14 protein-coding genes, 1 tRNA gene and 1 pseudogene are annotated in these 16,426 nt (G+C 57.3%); 9 read left to right on the forward strand and 7 right to left on the reverse strand.

Annotated features, from left to right (window positions below; genetic code table 11):
- Position 1 precedes the first annotated feature (1 nt).
- Positions 2-1,504, reverse strand: coding sequence for a catalase KatA (katA, locus tag EL18_RS09150; protein WP_036482110.1), 1,503 nt, complete (start codon positions 1,502-1,504; stop codon positions 2-4).
- A gap of 141 nt (positions 1,505-1,645) precedes the next feature.
- Here katA and EL18_RS09155 point away from each other — a divergent pair, with 141 nt between their 5' ends.
- Complete coding sequence (locus EL18_RS09155) at positions 1,646-2,614, forward strand: hydrogen peroxide-inducible genes activator (RefSeq protein WP_081871130.1); 969 nt, start codon at positions 1,646-1,648, stop codon at positions 2,612-2,614.
- Here the strand turns inward: EL18_RS09155 and EL18_RS09160 are convergent.
- Entirely contained in the window at positions 2,546-2,959 is a 414-nt protein-coding gene (locus tag EL18_RS09160; RefSeq protein ID WP_036484371.1) for an MAPEG family protein, read from the reverse strand. The two genes, EL18_RS09155 and EL18_RS09160, sit on opposite strands and share 69 nt — an antisense overlap.
- A gap of 76 nt (positions 2,960-3,035) precedes the next feature.
- Positions 3,036-4,538, reverse strand: coding sequence for an IMP dehydrogenase (gene guaB, locus EL18_RS09165; protein ID WP_036482112.1), 1,503 nt, complete (start codon positions 4,536-4,538; stop codon positions 3,036-3,038).
- A 246-nt stretch (positions 4,539-4,784) separates the two neighbouring features.
- Between guaB and EL18_RS09170 the strand changes: the two genes are divergently transcribed.
- Positions 4,785-6,200, forward strand: a complete 1,416-nt coding sequence (locus EL18_RS09170; protein WP_036484374.1) for a DHA2 family efflux MFS transporter permease subunit — start codon at positions 4,785-4,787, stop codon at positions 6,198-6,200.
- Between the two features lie 6 nt (positions 6,201-6,206).
- On the opposite strand, the gene EL18_RS09175 is transcribed toward EL18_RS09170, so the two are convergent.
- From EL18_RS09175 to EL18_RS09185, 3 genes are read right to left on the reverse strand one after another with little or no spacing between them, the layout of a single operon-like run.
- Complete coding sequence (locus EL18_RS09175; RefSeq protein WP_051913946.1) at positions 6,207-7,190, reverse strand: glycosyl transferase family 90; 984 nt, start codon at positions 7,188-7,190, stop codon at positions 6,207-6,209.
- A gap of 23 nt (positions 7,191-7,213) precedes the next feature.
- On the reverse strand, positions 7,214-7,945 hold the full coding sequence (locus EL18_RS09180; RefSeq protein ID WP_036484381.1) for an RlmE family RNA methyltransferase: 732 nt from the start codon (positions 7,943-7,945) through the stop codon (positions 7,214-7,216).
- Complete coding sequence (locus EL18_RS09185; RefSeq protein ID WP_081871220.1) at positions 7,942-9,192, reverse strand: Ppx/GppA phosphatase family protein; 1,251 nt, start codon at positions 9,190-9,192, stop codon at positions 7,942-7,944. The genes EL18_RS09180 and EL18_RS09185 overlap by 4 nt, the downstream gene beginning before the upstream one ends.
- Positions 9,193-9,504: 312 nt before the next feature.
- On the opposite strand from EL18_RS09185, the gene EL18_RS09190 reads away from it, so the two are divergent.
- Positions 9,505-9,578, forward strand: a tRNA-Gln gene (locus EL18_RS09190).
- A 159-nt stretch (positions 9,579-9,737) separates the two neighbouring features.
- A pseudogene (locus EL18_RS18330) lies at positions 9,738-9,845 on the forward strand (DUF6538 domain-containing protein); the annotation flags it as partial.
- 3 nt (positions 9,846-9,848) lie between these two features.
- On the opposite strand, the gene EL18_RS17945 reads toward EL18_RS18330, so the two are convergent.
- Entirely contained in the window at positions 9,849-10,283 is a 435-nt protein-coding gene (locus tag EL18_RS17945; protein WP_161781981.1) for a hypothetical protein, read from the reverse strand.
- A gap of 18 nt (positions 10,284-10,301) precedes the next feature.
- On the opposite strand from EL18_RS17945, the gene EL18_RS17950 reads away from it, so the two are divergent.
- The 5 genes from EL18_RS17950 (at position 10,302) to EL18_RS09210 (ending at position 16,313) form a co-directional block, all read left to right on the forward strand.
- On the forward strand, positions 10,302-11,951 hold the full coding sequence (locus EL18_RS17950) for a site-specific integrase (protein ID WP_161781982.1): 1,650 nt from the start codon (positions 10,302-10,304) through the stop codon (positions 11,949-11,951).
- A 163-nt stretch (positions 11,952-12,114) separates the two neighbouring features.
- Positions 12,115-13,530, forward strand: a complete 1,416-nt coding sequence (locus EL18_RS09200; protein WP_036482116.1) for a mannose-1-phosphate guanylyltransferase/mannose-6-phosphate isomerase — start codon at positions 12,115-12,117, stop codon at positions 13,528-13,530.
- A gap of 19 nt (positions 13,531-13,549) precedes the next feature.
- Positions 13,550-14,539: a GDP-mannose 4,6-dehydratase gene (gene gmd / locus EL18_RS09205; RefSeq protein ID WP_036484386.1), complete on the forward strand. Its 990-nt coding sequence runs from the start codon at positions 13,550-13,552 to the stop codon at positions 14,537-14,539.
- Positions 14,540-14,556: 17 nt separating this feature from the next.
- Positions 14,557-15,528: an NAD-dependent epimerase/dehydratase family protein gene (locus tag EL18_RS17540; protein ID WP_244444540.1), complete on the forward strand. Its 972-nt coding sequence runs from the start codon at positions 14,557-14,559 to the stop codon at positions 15,526-15,528.
- Positions 15,528-16,313, forward strand: coding sequence for an ABC transporter permease (locus EL18_RS09210; protein ID WP_036482118.1), 786 nt, complete (start codon positions 15,528-15,530; stop codon positions 16,311-16,313). The genes EL18_RS17540 and EL18_RS09210 overlap by 1 nt, the downstream gene beginning before the upstream one ends.
- Positions 16,314-16,426: the final 113 nt, after the last annotated feature.

Raw genomic sequence — 16,426 nt, forward strand, 5'->3', positions numbered from 1 at the left:
TTTACTCGGCAGCTTCCTGCGGCGTCTTGCCCGTTACCGGAATTGCATTGGCCTCATAGCCATGCTGCTCCTTGAGAGCCTGACGCACGCCTGCGCCATAGTCCTCATGCACCTTGTCGAAATGAGCGAGCTGGCGCTCGATGATTTCGCCCGGCACACCGGCCATCGCGGCTGCGATATTGTTGAACAGGCGGTTCTTCTGACCGTCGTCGAACAGGTTGAAGAGTGCCCGCGGCTGCGAGTAATCGTCATTGCCCACACGGTGGTTGTAGCGGTCCGCATCGCCCGAGATCTTCAGCGGCGGCTCCTTGGCTGCCGGCTGCTCGACGGCACCGCCGAAGGAGTTCGGCTCGTAGTAGGCATCCACATTACCCGTCTTCTGGCCAAAGAAGTTCATCTGGCCGTCCTTGTGATAGTGGTGGTACGGGCAACGCGGCGCATTGACCGGCAGGGCCTCGTAATGCGTGCCAAGGCGGTAGCGATGTGCGTCCGCATAGGAGAACACGCGCGCCTGCAGCATCTTGTCCGGCGAGAAGCCGATGCCCGGAACCACGTTGGATGGCGAGAAGGCAGCCTGCTCGATCTCGGCGAAGTAGTTTTCCGGATTGCGGTTCAGCTCAAGCTCGCCAATATCGATCGGCGGATAGTCCGCATGTGGCCATACCTTGGTCAGGTCGAACGGATTGTAAGGTGTCTTTTCCGCGTCCAGCTCAGGCATGATCTGAACCTGCACCTTCCACTTCGGGAACTCGCCATTCTCGATCGTGTTGAAGAGCGCTTCCTGATAGCTCTCGCGGGTCTTGCCGACCACGCTTTCGGCCTCTTCATTGGTGAGGGTCTTGTGACCCTGCACGGTCTTGAAGTGGAACTTCACCCAGAAGCGCTCACCGGCATCATTCCAGAAGGAATAGGTGTGCGAACCGTAGCCATTCATGAACATCGGCGCGACCGGCAGTCCGCGGTCCGACATGAGGATCGTCACCTGATGCAGGCTTTCAGGCGAAAGCGACCAGAAGTCCCACATTGCGGTGGGCGAGCGGAGATTCGTCTTTGGATGACGCTTCTGCGTGTGGATGAAGTCAGGGAACTTGTAGGGATCACGCACGAAGAAGACCGGCGTGTTGTTGCCGACCAGATCCCAGTTGCCTTCCGGCGTGTAGAACTTGATCGCGAAACCGCGAACGTCGCGCTCGGCGTCGGCAGCACCCTGCTCACCGGCAACGGTGGAGAAGCGCAGGAGAAGCGGGGTTTCGGAACCCGGCTGCAGCGCCTTTGCCTTGGTGTATTTCGAGATGTCGCCCGTGATCTTCAGCGTGCCATAGGCGCCCCAGCCCTTGGCGTGCACGACGCGCTCTGGAATACGCTCGCGGTTCTGGTGCGCCAGCTTTTCGATAAGCTGATAGTCCTGCAGCAGGACAGGACCGCGCTCACCAGCCGTCATGGTGTTCTGATTGTCGGGAATAGGTGCACCCGCAGTGGTGGTTAAGGTGGGTCTATCAGCCATGATACCTTCCTCGTTAAACAGTGCCCGCGCCGAACCAACGCGAGGAAAATTGATGTCCTGAAAATTTGGAACAACTCTAAAATACCGATCCAAGCGATAATTTCTAATTGTCTTTCCTGCTTGTGACGATAATTATAAATTATGATCCGATTAACGCTTCGACAGATGCAATACTTTGCGGCACTCGCCGACACGCTCCATTTCGGGCGTGCGGCTGAGAATGCGGGTGTCACGCAACCCGCCCTCTCCTCCCAGATTGCGGAAATGGAACAGCAATTGGGAGTGCGACTTTTCGAGCGGGGGTCCGGACGCGTGATCCTCACGGATGATGCCCAGCGCATCAAACCGCGGATCGAGCGAATCCTGGCCGAAGTGAGGGAACTGGAACAGTCTGCCCGCAGGCGCGAAGCCGTGCTGGAGGGCCGCTTTCGGCTCGGCCTCATTCCAACGGTTGCTCCCTATCTATTGCCCATCCTGCTTCCGGCCTTGAAAACCCGCTTTCCCGATCTGCGCCTGGAAGTGCGCGAGGCGGTCACGCAAACACTGGTGGACGAACTCAACAGCGGCAGCCTCGACGGTATCGTCATCGCTGAACCCATGGCGTTGGCATCACTGGTTCAGGCGGATCTGTTCGAGGACACTTTCCTGCTAGCCGTGCCGCAAGGTGAAGCCGCGCGCCTGTCGCCACCGATCATGGAAGAGGAAATGGCGCTGGAACGGCTTATGCTGCTTGAGGAAGGGCATTGCCTGCGCAGCCAGGCGCTCGACATCTGTCGGCGCATGAAAACCACGGTAAGCACGGATTTCGGCGCAACCAGTCTGGCCACATTGCTGCAGTTGGTCAGCAACGGTCTGGGTGTCACGCTTATCCCGGAGATCGCCCGACCGGCCGCCGAAGCAATGGCCGGGATCGCGGTTCTGCCCTTTGCACCGCCCCGGCCTTACCGAATGCTCAATCTCGCCTGGCGCAAATCGAGCGGCCGGCAAGGCGATTTCGATGCGCTTGCCGAACTGCTCCGGTCCCTCAGGCCGGTCGGCGCGTCAACTGACGATCTGCACGGCAAGAACGATCCACATGATCGCCAGAACCAGAAAGCCCAGCCCGAATAGTTTCTGGCGATGCCCGATGCGACCGCCTCGAATATGGACAACGGCGTGTGCGTAACGGCTTGCGATAAATATCCAGGCCAGTGTGACCGCCAGCCCCGTTGCTCCACCCGTGACCGCCAGCGCCAGGCACACGGCGTGAAACAACACCGGCAGTTCGAACTGGTTGGCCAGATTGTTGCGTACGAAGATGCTCTCCGAAGGCTCGTTCTGGTTCTCACGGAATTGCGCGACTGTCGCGTTGCCCGCCTTGACCGCAGCTGTTCTGCGCAACAGCACCAGCACATAGACGATATAGACAAGCAGCACATGGGCAATCATGGGCCAGATGATGGCGGTCTGCGTCATGGACATTATCTCCCTCGATAAAGGACCTGGTCATGCAAAAAAGGGGCTTCGATAAGCCCCAATTTGCAATGCCATGTCAGGATGCGCCCGGATAGTTCGGGCTTTCGCGGGTAATTGTCACATCATGAGGATGACTTTCGCGCAGTCCCGCATTTGAAATGCGTACGAAGGTCGCCTTCTTCTGGAACTCTTCGAGTGTCGGCGCACCGACGTAACCCATTGCCGCCTTCAGACCGCCGGTAAGCTGGTGGAGCACATTTCCCGTTGGTCCCTTGTAAGGCACCTGTCCCTCGATACCTTCGGGCACGAGCTTCAGCGTGTCGCGAACCTCTGCCTGGAAATAGCGGTCTGCGGAGCCGCGCGCCATTGCGCCGACAGAGCCCATGCCGCGATAGGCCTTGAAGGAGCGGCCCTGGTAGAGATAGACCTCGCCCGGGCTTTCATCCGTACCGGCCAGAAGCGAACCGACCATCGCCGCTGCAGCACCTGCAGCCAGCGCCTTGGCGAGATCGCCGGAATATTTGATACCGCCATCGGCGATGATCGAAATGCCTTCCTTCTGTGCGACTTCGGCAGCCGTCATGATGGCGGAGAGCTGCGGCATGCCGACACCTGCCACGACGCGCGTGGTGCAGATGGAGCCGGGACCGATGCCGATCTTCACCGCATCGGCACCGGCATCGATAAGCGCCTTGGTGCCGTCGGCTGTCGCGACATTGCCAGCGAGGATGCGAACCGAATTCGAAAGCTTCTTGGCACGGGCGACCGCGTCGAGCACGCGCTGCGAATGGCCGTGGGCGGTGTCGATCACGAGTAGGTCGACGCCTGCATCGATCAAACGCTCGGCACGCTCGAAGCCATCCTCGCCCACGCTTGTGGCCGCTGCGGCACGAAGCCGGCCCTTGGCGTCCTTGCAGGCATTCGGATTGAGCTGCGACTTCTCGATATCCTTTACGGTTATGAGACCCACGCAGTTGTTCTGGTCATCCACCACAAGCAGCTTCTCGATGCGGTGCTGATGAAGAAGACGCTTGGCTTCCTCCTGGCTCACACCGTCACGCACCGTGATGAGGTTTTCCCGCGTCATCAGCTCCTTGACGGGCTGGTTTGGATCGGAAGCGAAACGCACATCGCGATTGGTGAGAATGCCTATCAGCCGTCCAGTCAGATGCCCGCCCTTGCCGCCATTATCCACAACCGGAATGCCGGAAATCTTGTGCGCATTCATCAGTGCGTGAGCGTCTGCCAGGGTGGCATCAGGCCCTATGGTGACCGGATTTACCACCATGCCGGATTCGAACTTCTTGACCTGGCGCACTTCCTCGGCCTGCTCGGCTGGAGAAAGATTGCGGTGGATCACACCGATGCCGCCAGCCTGCGCCATGGCAATCGCCAGCCGCGCCTCGGTGACAGTGTCCATGGCTGCGGAAAGGATCGGGATGTTGAGTTCGATATCGCCGGCAATGCGCGTGCGCACATCGGTCTGACCGGGCATGACTTCGGAATGTCCGGGCTGCAGCAGAACGTCGTCGAAAGTCAGCGCTTCCGCGCCCGTTGCAGTCTCGATTATTCTTGCCATTGCCGACCCCTTGCAGATGTACGCAGACGCACCTGTTCCACAAGAGGAACCGGCTGCCCGGTAGATGATTCCCTTTCAGGATTGGCGCTGGCTGGTACCACGTTGCAGGCGCGTTGAAAAGACACTGCCCGCTCTGCTGGCGCAACTCTCTTGGCGGAGTGCGCCCTTGCCCACAGATTGCAACAGGCGTAACTGCAGCACATCTTCATTCCGCCTGGCGCGGGAATGGAAGTCTGGAGCTTGAGTTTGAACCGCGCATTACCACTGGTGCTTGCCGTTGCGCTCTTCATGGAGCAGATGGATTCGACCGTCATCGCCACATCCCTGCCGGCCATTGCCGCAGATATCGGCACCAGCCCGGTCACTCTGAAACTTGCGCTGACCACCTATCTCGTCGCTCTTGCCATCTTCATACCCATCAGCGGCTGGATGGCAGATCGCTTTGGCGCGAAGAAGGTCTTCCGTCTTGCCATCGCCGTGTTTGTTCTGGGATCGATCGCCTGCGCCTTCGCCAATTCCCTGGTTGCCTTCGTTCTGGCGCGGTTTCTACAGGGTATGGGTGGCGCCATGATGACACCGGTGGGACGCCTTGTGCTCGTGCGCGCCACACCTCGCCACCAGTTGGTCAACGCCATGGCCTGGCTTGCGGTGCCCGCGCTCATCGGCCCAATCGCAGGCCCGCCGCTTGGCGGTTTCATCACAACCTATTTTTCCTGGCACTGGATCTTCCTGATCAATGTCCCGATCGGTCTTGCCGGCATAGCAATGGCGGGTCGGGTTCTGCCGGAAATTGAAGCGGAACAACTGAAGCGGCTCGATGCGAAGGGCTTTCTTTTATCGGGTATCGCCGCATCCGGCATTGTTTTCGGCCTTTCGGTGATCAGCCTCCCCGCGCTGCCACCGATGGTCGGGATCATCACCGTGTTGGCCGGCATCGCCGCTGTCCTGCTTTACCGCCAGCACGCCACGCGGGTGGAAAATCCGGTACTGGACCTGACGCTCTTTCGCGACCACGCCTTCCGCTCGGCCATCTTCGGTGGTTTCATCTTCCGCGTCGGCGTCGGAGCCACTCCATTTCTGTTGCCGTTGATGTTCCAGCTCGTCTTTGGCCTCAACCCGTTCCAATCGGGTATGCTGACCTTCGCCAGTGCCATCGGCGCATTGGCGATGAAGTTCGGCGCAAGCCGCATATTGCGCGTGGGCGGGTTCAGACAGGTACTGATAATTTCAGCTCTTCTCGGCAGCGTCTTCATAACCGTCAACGCAGCCTTTACGGCCCAGACGCCACACGCCGTCATCATCGCGGTTCTCATCGCCGGCGGCTTCCTGCGCTCACTCTTCTTCACCTCCACGAACGCGCTGGTCTTTGCAGAAATCGGCGATCGCGAAGCCGGTCAGGCAACGGCCATAGCCGCCGCATCCCAGCAGATCTCGATTGCACTGGGCGTGGCGGTCGGCGGCGGGGTGCTTGAGGCCACGGCATGGCTGGGCGACGGAACCATTGGCGCCAACGCCTTCACCAATGCCTTTATCGTGGTCGGGCTCGTGACGGCCTTCGCGGCGGTGCCGTTCCTGGCTCTACCGCCGGAAGCCGGCAGCAGTGTTTCAGGCCATCGGCGCGATGCGAGAACACCGGACGACGCAGCACAACCTGCCGAATAACGGGCCTCAGTCGAATATTTCGGTCGAGAATGGAGAGGGTTCGATCTGCCCGGTCCGCTCGAAATATTTCTGCAGAACCAGAAGCGAGATCAGCGCTTCGCGCCTGTCGTCGTAGAATTTCGCGACATGGGATTGCGCGTTGGCAACAATCTCCCTTGCGTCATCCCGATTTTCCTCGCACCAGGCAATACGCTCATCCAGGTCGGACAGATCATCGTTGAGCGGCACGTAGTGCACGAAGGGCTGGAGCCGCCCTTCCATGAACCATGTCTCAAAGCGCGGCTTGGGCATGAGACATATGCTGTTCGAAGCCATGATCCACTGCGTGTTCGTGGCCACATCGTTTCCTTCAACGGAAATGATGTAGCGGAACCGCATCTGCTCCTGCGGAAGCAATCGTTGCGTCGGCACGAGACCATCCCGCGGAACGCCAGCGTGCCCAATGTCATGATCGCGTCGCATGCCATGCCGCGCAATCAGTTCACGCCGGACCCGGCTGTGGGCACTGCCCCGCCAAACTGCATGCGGTGCCTTTTGCTCGAAGCTGAAGGGGTCGCGAAAAAGCTGAAAATGGCGCAGGCGATTCAGCTTCAGAAGCACTGATCGTGTATTTTCTGAACCAACGGGCCGACTTTTCACGATGCTCGGCACATCCGGGACATATGCTATGTCGCCGAAAAGCGGATGGAGCCTCAATGTCTGTTTGAATGCGCAAATATCGCGCCGCAGATCGAAATAGTAATAGCTTGCGCCGCGGGGGACGTCGTCCAAGCGCACGGCGTGCATGCCAAGCTCCGCACCTTGGGCGAGCTTGTTGTAGTAGTTTACCCGTAGGCGCAATTCTTCATCCACGCCAGTACGCGCAACTTCCGCAAACCAGCGCTCCTTGCGCATGGCCCAGATGAGATTGGGTATCAGTTCACGCGCGATTGCCGCGCCATAGAAGCCCACCCGTCGCGCGGGACTGCGCATTCTGTTGGCGATGCCCATTGACCCCCTGCCCCGTTGAAGGATCAGCTGCTGTCGTCAGCCTCATAAGCGTTTCCATCATCCGGCCTGCCCTTGAACCCCTTGGCCAGGAGATAAAGCTCCACCGATTCACTGCGTGAGGCCTGGGGCTTCACGTGGTGGACGCTCTTGAAGTTTTTCTTGAGCTGATCAAGCAGACTGTTTTCCGCACCACCCTGGAATGTCTTGGCCAGAAAATGTCCGCCTTCGCGAAGCACCGAGATCGCAAAGTCGGCAGCAGTCTCGCACAAATGCATTGTCCGGATGTGATCAGTGCGGCGATGGCCTGTCGTGGGTGCCGCCATGTCGGATATCACCAGATCAGGCTCCCCCCCCAGAGCTTCCATCAAACGTTGGGGCGCTTCGTCATCGAGAAAGTCCATCTGGAGGATGACGGCTCCCGGAACCGGGTCCATTTCGAGGTAGTCGATACCAACAACGGACGGCTTTTCAGGATCCGACCCGACGCGCTCGGCCGCCACCTGACACCAGCCACCCGGTGCCGCACCGAGATCGATGACGCGCAGCCCCGGCTTCAGGAGCTTGTGCTTGTCGTCGATCTCGGAGAGCTTGTAGGCGGCGCGTGAACGCATGCCCTCGGCCTGCGCCCGGTGCACATAGGGGTCGTTCAGGTGGCGCTCGAGCCAACGGCGGGAGGAGTTCTTCAGCCCCCGCTTCTTTTTCACCCGAGTCTTGAGCGCTCGCGCTCCCGTTACGGTTTTCCTGGTGCCGCTCATGCTGCCGACCTGTTTCGTTTCGTCCGACGCCACACGCCGTCGCGCGCCATCATTTCGTTGAGCATGCCTTCACGAAGGCCACGGTCAGCGACACGCAACCGCTCGCTTGGCCACTGCCGGCGGATCGCTTCCAAGATCGCGCAGCCGGCGAGAACAAGATCAGCGCGTTCCGCACCGATACACGGATTGGCCTTGCGCGTATCGAAGTCCCAGGACAGGAGCCGCTCGATCATCCGGTCCACGCTCTCACTGTCCATCCAGAGTCCATCCACACGGCGGCGGTCATAGCGCGGCAGATCAAGATGCACGCCCGCAAGGGTCGTGACCGTCCCGGACGTCCCAAGAAGATGGAAACGGGAAGGGTCACCCAGGTGGCTGAGGCGATCACGTCCATCGAAGCGCTCCAGCATCGCGGCAACATGAGCCACCATCTCTTCGAAACTCTCCGGCGTCACTTCGTGGCCGCCGAACTTCTCGGCCAGCGATACCACGCCCACGGGCAGCGAGGTCCAGGAGACGATATGTTCGGCCAGGCGCGGGCTGCGACGCTTCGAGGTATCGATGAGGGCAATCTCCGATGAGCCGCCGCCAATATCAAACAGCACCACGCCCTCGGTCTCACGCGAGACGAGCGAAGAGCAGCCGGAGACCGCAAGCCGCGCCTCGGTTTCCCTTGAGATCACTTCAAGCCTCAACCCCGTTTCGGATTGAACGCGCTTTATGAAAGTCTCACCATTTCCTGCCGAACGACATGCTTCCGTGGCGATGAGATGCAAACCGGCAAGCTGGCGTCCTTTCAGCTTCTGAGCGCAGATCGCCAGAGCCTCGATCGCCCGATCCATCGCGGCGTCCGACAATTCGCCGGCCAGGCTCAGGCCTTCTCCAAGCCGCACGATACGGGAGAATGCGTCCACCACGCGAAAGCGGCCGGGTTTGGTGGGGGTAGCCACTAGCAGCCGACAATTGTTGGTGCCAAGATCGAGCGCGGCATAAAGCCTGTTTTCCTCGCGCCCCTGCACGGCTCGAAGTGTCGGAGCAGGCATGGTCTTGGCTGCTCCATTGCCGGCATCGGGCTGTCCTGGGGCAATCTTGGCCTTCGTAGGCTGGCTGTCGTCGCGCACGAATACGCGCCGCCCGTTCTTGCGACGGCGCTTGCGTTTGCGTTTTCCCGGGGTTTTCGGTGCATCAGCACCCTGTGGCGTACTGGACGCACTCCCCGGAGCAGAAGCGCTGGCCGGCTTCCGCATCCTCGTATCGGCCACGCCGCCCCCGGCCAAGGCGTGATCGCGAATCAGATCCGCGACCGGTGGCGCATCGCTGTCTGCGTGCTCGTCCACCGATTGTCCTTCCGCGCCGCGCGTACCGCCTCATCGGCTCCGCTGCTGGCGCAATCTCTCTTCGTTGGGTACCAGATTAACAGCCACGACGATATTCACCAAGGGCAGCAGGTTCATTTCCCCTGCATGAACGAGCATTCTTCATTCAAAGCCGACCGGCGGGGTTGACTCAGCCACGAGGATGAATAAATAGGCGGACATATCCGGCGCCGCCGGCCCTGCTGGGGAATAGGTTAACGGTAGACCCGCGGACTCTGACTCCGTTAGTCCTGGTTCGAATCCAGGTTCCCCAGCCATTTCGCACGTCCGCAGTTTGGATTCATTGAAGAATTCGTTCTGTGCGAATCCTCCAGAGCAGTGTTTTTGCCGATTTTGCCCTCTGTGCCCAAAACTGTCGCACAGGACTGCTGCACATGGCTGTGCACGTCCTGCGCCAAGCGCACAAGGATTCGGTCATGGCAGCACGGCATCGCATCGCCAATCTCACCCGCCGCGGCAATGTCTTCTACTGGCGCGCAAGGATCCCTTCAGCCCTTGCGATCGACCAGCGTAGCCACCTCGCATTGTCACTGCGCCACGGGGATCATACAAAGGCCAAAAGCATGGTCCGGCGGCTCAACACGCTGCTGGCGGAACTGGCCGAGAATGACAGGGCGCGCATGACAAGCCGCGAACAGCTGGACGAGATTTTTCGCGCTGAGATCGAGCGCATGAATGAGAGCCTGGAGGATCTCGCCTTCGCCGCACGCCGCACGGGCTCGGCGGCGGAAGACAATCTGCGCGCCGACATCCTGGTCGGCTGGGCCTATCGCCTGATCGAGTTGTTTGGCACGGGCCGCCCGATGCGCTTCGACGCAAGCTGCCCAGCCCGTCGCGTTCTCGAACAGGCAGGTTTCGCAGAAAGCCAGATCAGCGAGATTGCCGCGACCTTCGAGCAGGAGCGGAAAGAGTGCCGCACGGCCTATTTCGAAGGCTTCCTCAAGTCTGAGATGGACGCGCATGGCCTTAAGGACACGCCATTGAACCGCGAACGGGCAACGCAGCAGATCATGCGCGCCAAGGCAGATGTGCTGCTGGGTGCGCCTGATCGCTATGGTCCTCTAAGCACGGGCAGTGATGTGGCGGCGCTGTTTGGCGAGCCGACGCAGCCGCAAACATCTTCCCTGGAAGCCGCGCCGTTGCCAGCGCCTGCTACAGCCAGCCCAACCCAGGACGAAGCGCCCGCAAGGGCCCTCCTCTCGCTGGAACAGACGCATGCGCCGCAGACGCAGGCAACAGAATCTGCGCCTTCCGTCAGCGCGCCTGCGTCACCCGCGCCGGACTTCGCCATTCCGCAGCAGCCTCAGCCCGCACAAGCACCAGCACCGGAAGTCATTGAACCCGCCACCCAAACACCGACCGCTCCTGTTATTGATGACGAAAAAGGCGTGGATCTGCCGCTGTCGCAGTTCATCACGGAATGCGATGCGCTGATGAAGAGCAACCAACATCATTGGGAGGATGCCACCGCCAAGGACGTGAAGGTCGCGGTCACCATGTTAGTGGGCGTGCTGGAGGAACAGGGCATTACCCATTCAAGCCAGATGCGACAGATCCATCTGGGCAAACTGAGGGAACATTTCGATCACATCCTGACGAATTACGGTCGCAGTCCGCGGTTGCGGTCTCTTGGCACGGCAGACCTGCGCGCTGCCTCAGCAGAAGCCGTGAAATCGCATGTGGATGCAGGCAAGGAACCGCCGAAACTGGGGCTAGGCCCGACGACAATCCGCAAGCACCTGGCCAATATCAACACTTTCCTCACCTATATCAAAGGCCGCGGCTATCACGTGCCGAACCTCACCATGGATGGGTTGCGGCCCAGGAAGCCGAAACTGAGCGATGCGCGCCGCATCACGGACAAGCCGGGGCCCGAACAGCTGCGACCGATGTTCGACATGCCGCTGTTTACGGGCTGCAAGAGTGCGACGGAGCAGGAGGTGGCGGGGCCGCATGTTTTTCACTCGGCCAACTATTTTCTGCCGATGCTCATGGTGTATCTCGGGCCTCGGCGCGCTGAGGTCGCAGGGTTAGCAGTCAAGGACATCGTCAAGACGGCTCAAGGCTGGGCGATCGACATCCGCCCGAACAAATTTCGCAGCCTCAAGAATGCGAGCTCGGCGCGGATGCTGCCAGTGCCTGATGAAGTTCTGCGGTTGAACTTCATCGACTATGTCGAAGCGATCAAGGCGCTGCGCTACGACGCGTTGTTCCCGGAGCTCTTTGCCAAAAGCCGCAGAACCGATCCGGGTGACCGCTTCTACAAGGATTTCGTCCCCAAGCTGCACCAACATCTCGGTGATGCCGAACGCTGGAACCGCGTGCTGCACGCTCTACGCCATGGATTTGCAGACACCCTGAAACAGGCGCTCGTCCACCCAAGCATCATCAGCGATATTGCGGGCCGCCTCGGAAACGACGAGACCAGCATGCGCTACACGAATCGCGCGGGGCTGAATGTGATCAAAGATGCGCTGCAGAAATATCCGAGCGTCACAAACCATTTGGAACCGCAACCGATCAGGTTGCTACCTTGGGTGGAGGCACAAGAACCGTCACCTTGGGAGGGGCGAAGCAGCGCACATCGTCTACAGGAGGCTAGAGCGAAACGGAAGCGCCCAAAACGATAGGATGTCTGCCCAGAGTGTGGAAATGCTATTCCCGACTTTTCGCAGCTTGAAATAGTAGTTGCAGTGCAGTACTGCCGCATTTGCTTGAACTTGTTTCGCGACGGTAGCCATCAAAGTCACACATCAATTTGCGTTAGCACAGTTAGCCTTTGGAGATTCTCCTATGCATATTGTTCCGGTAATCATAAGCGGCGGCGCTGGCTCGCGTTTGTGGCCTCTTTCCCGCGAGGCACATCCTAAGCCATTCATTGAACTTCCTGATGGTGGCACCTTAATTGGGCGCACTTACAAGCGCGCCGCACAGCTGAATGGTGTAAATACTGTTGTAACGGTAACCAATCGCGACCACCTGTTTCTGACCGCGGATGCATATGAAGCCAGTACAGCTCCAGAAAGAGCAAACACGTTCCTGCTCGAACCGTTCGGGCGGGATACAGCGGCTGCAGTTGCACTAGCGACAGTACATGTGGCTGAGTCTCACGGAGAGGACACACTACTCCTGATCCTTCCTGCCGATCATCTTATTGACGACGAAGGCGCGTTCGAAGAAGCCGTCCAAGAAGCCGAAAAATTTGCGTCACAGCAGCGAATTACAACCTTCGGCATCAAGCCTAAAGGGCCGGAAACAGGTTTCGGGTATATTGAATGCCACGAGCACGACGTCCAGCGGTTTGTGGAAAAGCCGGACCTCGAAACCGCGAAGCAGTATGTTGAAGGCGGAAACTTCTTCTGGAACTCGGGTATGTTTATGTTCCCCGCTGGGCTCATGCGTAATTCAATGCAGGAACTTTGCCCGGAGGTACTCTCAGCCGCTGAAGCTGCGTATCAGTCATCCAAGATAAGCACGTCGACGCTGCGAACGACACACGAGGTAGGCTCAGAAGCGTTTTCGGCTGTTCCGTCGATCTCGTTCGACTACGCAGTAATGGAGAAGGCAGCCAATGTCGCATGCGTCGCACTCGATTGCGGCTGGTCAGACATTGGATCGTGGGCAGCACTTTCGGAAGTTCATCCTTCAGATGAACGAGGCAACAGGGTCTCCGGAGAAACGATTTTCCACGAAGTAGAGAACTGCTTCGTACAAGCGGAAGATCGGCTAGTGGGCCTGGTGGGAGTGAGTGACCTTCTTGTAGTTGATACTCCAGACGCACTTCTGGTAGCTCATAAAGACAATGCCCAGGACGTTAAGCATCTCTTTCAACGGTTGAGATCAGAAGGTAGCGAAGCAGCGAAACTTCACCGAACAGCTCATCGCCCGTGGGGAACTTACACGGTTCTTGAAGAAGGGGACCGTTTCAAGATCAAGCGCATCGAAGTGAAACCAGGTGCTCGCCTGAGCCTACAGGCGCATCATCATCGTTCCGAACATTGGATCGTGGTCTCTGGAACTGCAAAGGTGGTAAACGGAGAAAACGAGATTCTTCTTTCGACAAACCAGTCCACATACATCCCTTGCGGCCACAAACATCGACTAGAAAATCCCGGCATTTTGCCATTGGTTCTGATCGAAGTGCAAAGTGGTGATTACCTAGGGGAGGATGACATCATCCGCTTCGATGATGTCTATGGACGCAACTGATCAAACTGGGTGTTTAAAAATGTCAGCCAAACGCGCGCTTATTACCGGGATCTCAGGACAGGACGGTGCCTACCTTGCCCAATTTCTGCTGAACAAAGGTTATGAAGTACACGGATTACTCCGCCGAAGCGCATCGGCAGATGTCATCGGTTCGCGGCTTAGATGGCTAGGCATTGCGGACGATGTAACGTATCACGATGGGAACCTGACCGATCTTTCGGGCCTCCTGCGAGTGATGGAGGCCGTGAAACCCGATGAGGTTTATAATTTAGCTGCACAATCCTTCGTGAAATCGTCTTGGCAGCAACCGCTCTTGACTGGTTCTGTGACTGGAATGGGCGCGGCTAACATGCTTGAGGCAGTGCGTATCGCGTGTCCAGATGCTCGCTTTTATCAAGCATCATCTTCAGAGATGTATGGACTAATCCAGGAACCAGTCCAGTCCGAGACAACACCATTTTACCCGCGTTCGCCTTATGCGGCTGCTAAACTGTACGCCCACTGGATGACAGTGAACTACAGAGAAAGCTTTGGACTACATGCCTCGAGCGGCATACTGTTCAACCATGAATCCCCTCTTCGCGGTATTGAGTTCGTGACGAGAAAAATTACTGATGGGGTTGCCCGCATCAAATTGGGACTTCAGGACAAAATTGCACTGGGCAACCTGGAAGCAAAGCGAGATTGGGGCCACGCCCGGGATTATGTACAAGCAATGTGGTTGATGCTACAGCAGGAACAGCCGGATGACTATGTGATCGCGACTGGGCGCACAGTGCCCGTGAGCGAATTCTGCAGGCTTGCGTTCGCCCACGCAGGCTTAAAAATGGAACATCACGTGGTACAAGATGAGCGGTTTATGCGCCCGGCTGAGGTTGATGTGTTGCTGGGCGATCCAAGCAAAGCAAAGCGAAAACTCGGCTGGACTCCTGAAACTACTCTAGAGATGCTCGTAGCAGAAATGGTTGATGCCGATCTTAAGCGCTTGAAGCGTCACGAGCACCTCTAGTGGTTATTGGCAGCCCCATGCGTGTCCTCATTACAGGAGCATTAGGTTTCGTGGGACACCACCTGGTTCGAACCCTTGAGGTCACCTACGGAAGCAATATTTATGTGATACCGACTGCCAAGGCACCAATATCTGATCCTTCCTTCAATTTGATCGAGACTTTAGATGTAACCTGCCGTCTGTCAGTCGACAATGCCATCAAGCGATATAATCCGACGCATATCATACATCTCGCTGGAATCGCTTCTCCGGTCGCCGCGGCAAAAAATCCAGATTTAGCATGGCAGGTGCACCTGCAAGGGACTCGCAACATTGCACACTCAATTCTCGCGAATGCACCAGAGTGTACGCTCATCAATGCTGGATCAGGACTAATATACGGTGAGAGCGCGAAGGTCGGGCACCCTCTTGACGAGACAACTGTGCCCGCCCCTCTTGACGAGTATGGCGCATCTAAGGCTGCCGCCGACCTCGCACTTGGAGCACTCGGCAATCTTGGATTACGTGTATTCCGAATGAGGCCCTTCAACCACATTGGCGCAGGACAGACTGAAGAATTTGTAGCGACAGCTTTTGCTATGCAAATTGCTCGCATTGAGGCAGGAATTCAACCGCCAATAATCGAAGTTGGCAACCTTAACGCAGAGCGAGACTTTCTTGATGTGCGAGACGTCGCTTCGGCCTATGCTAAAAGTTTGTCCCTTCCCTCAGTATCTTCACGGTCTTTAATTTATAACATCGGCTCTGGAAAAGCGTGTCGAATTGCAGACCTGTTACAGAAACTCGTTGCATTAAGTTCAGCAGACATCGATATACGCCTTGATCCGGCTCGCCAAAGACAAAGTGACGTTCCGATAATAGTTGCCAACGCCCAAAAAGCTAGAAATGAATTGAACTGGCGACCTCGATACAGCCTTGAAGAGACACTAGCTGAGGTACTCGCCGACTGCAGAAAGCGAGTAGCTACCCAGACACTAGGAAGCAAATAATGCTCTCTGCTCTATGGTCCTATCGTCATTTTGTTAGGTCTTCCATCGCTGCTGAACTCCGAGCGAGATATGCGCGGTCACGTATCGGTCTATTCTGGTCTATATTACACCCGCTCGCTCAAGCAGCTATATTTGCCTTAGTGCTCGCGCAAGTTCTCGGCGCGAAATTAAACGGGATAGACGATAAAGCAGCATATCCGATGTATTTGCTTTCGGGCATGGCCGCCTGGAGCCTTTTCAGTGAAATCCTCACACGATGCCTAAATGTCTTCATCGAGTACGCTGGCACCCTCAAGAAGATCTCTTTTCCACGTCTTTCTTTACCGCTGATAGTGTGGGGAAGCGCTCTATTGAACCATTTTTTTCTATTGCTTGCGATTTTCGTGGTATTCCTCTTTTTTGGAAAGTTCCCGTCATTTCCCTGGATAGCACTGCCCCTCGGCATCATCCTTATCTCGCTCTTCGCCTTTGGGCTTGGGATGTTGTTAGGTGTTTTAAACGTTTTTTCTAGAGATGTGGGGCAAGTCGTTACAGTTGTAATGCAATTGTGGTTCTGGATCACACCAATAGTATATCCTATAGATATCGTACCTGAACACCTTCTAATAATTTTAAAACTAAACCCTCTTGTTCCAATCGTAGAGATATACCAGGATGCAATGGTATATGGCGATTTTCCGAATTTATACTCCCTTATATATCCTGCAGCACTTTCGCTTTCCCTATTTTCACTCTCTTTTATAGTTTTTAGAAAGGCTAGCTCAGAATTGGTGGATGTGTTGTGAGCCCTAACATTCTCAGCGTCAGCAGCGTTAGCAAAAGATACACTACGTTTAGATCAAATTTTGCCCGTTTCCGATCCTGGTTCGACAAACGCGTACAGCCAGAGCAAGAGTTT

Origin of the sequence: Nitratireductor basaltis (assembly GCF_000733725.1) — a bacterium.
Classification (GTDB): Bacteria; Pseudomonadota; Alphaproteobacteria; order Rhizobiales; family Rhizobiaceae; genus Chelativorans; species Chelativorans basaltis.

What these genes read in the sequence shown, in the direction of transcription:
- EL18_RS09160 (WP_036484371.1), bottom strand. Translation starts at nt 2,959, where the DNA reads ATGACGCAGACCGCCATCATCTGGCCCATGATTGCCCATGTGCTGCTT.
- EL18_RS09200 (WP_036482116.1), top strand. Translation starts at nt 12,115, where the DNA reads ATGCATATTGTTCCGGTAATCATAAGCGGCGGCGCTGGCTCGCGTTTG.
- gmd (WP_036484386.1), top strand. Translation starts at nt 13,550, where the DNA reads ATGTCAGCCAAACGCGCGCTTATTACCGGGATCTCAGGACAGGACGGT.
- EL18_RS09185 (WP_081871220.1), bottom strand. Translation starts at nt 9,192, where the DNA reads ATGCGGAAGCCGGCCAGCGCTTCTGCTCCGGGGAGTGCGTCCAGTACG.
- EL18_RS09210 (WP_036482118.1), top strand. Translation starts at nt 15,528, where the DNA reads ATGCTCTCTGCTCTATGGTCCTATCGTCATTTTGTTAGGTCTTCCATC.
- EL18_RS17540 (WP_244444540.1), top strand. Translation starts at nt 14,557, where the DNA reads ATGCGTGTCCTCATTACAGGAGCATTAGGTTTCGTGGGACACCACCTG.
- EL18_RS09155 (WP_081871130.1), top strand. Translation starts at nt 1,646, where the DNA reads ATGATCCGATTAACGCTTCGACAGATGCAATACTTTGCGGCACTCGCC.
- katA (WP_036482110.1), bottom strand. Translation starts at nt 1,504, where the DNA reads ATGGCTGATAGACCCACCTTAACCACCACTGCGGGTGCACCTATTCCC.
- EL18_RS17945 (WP_161781981.1), bottom strand. Translation starts at nt 10,283, where the DNA reads ATGCGCGTCCATCTCAGACTTGAGGAAGCCTTCGAAATAGGCCGTGCG.
- guaB (WP_036482112.1), bottom strand. Translation starts at nt 4,538, where the DNA reads ATGGCAAGAATAATCGAGACTGCAACGGGCGCGGAAGCGCTGACTTTC.
- EL18_RS09180 (WP_036484381.1), bottom strand. Translation starts at nt 7,945, where the DNA reads ATGAGCGGCACCAGGAAAACCGTAACGGGAGCGCGAGCGCTCAAGACT.
- EL18_RS09175 (WP_051913946.1), bottom strand. Translation starts at nt 7,190, where the DNA reads ATGGGCATCGCCAACAGAATGCGCAGTCCCGCGCGACGGGTGGGCTTC.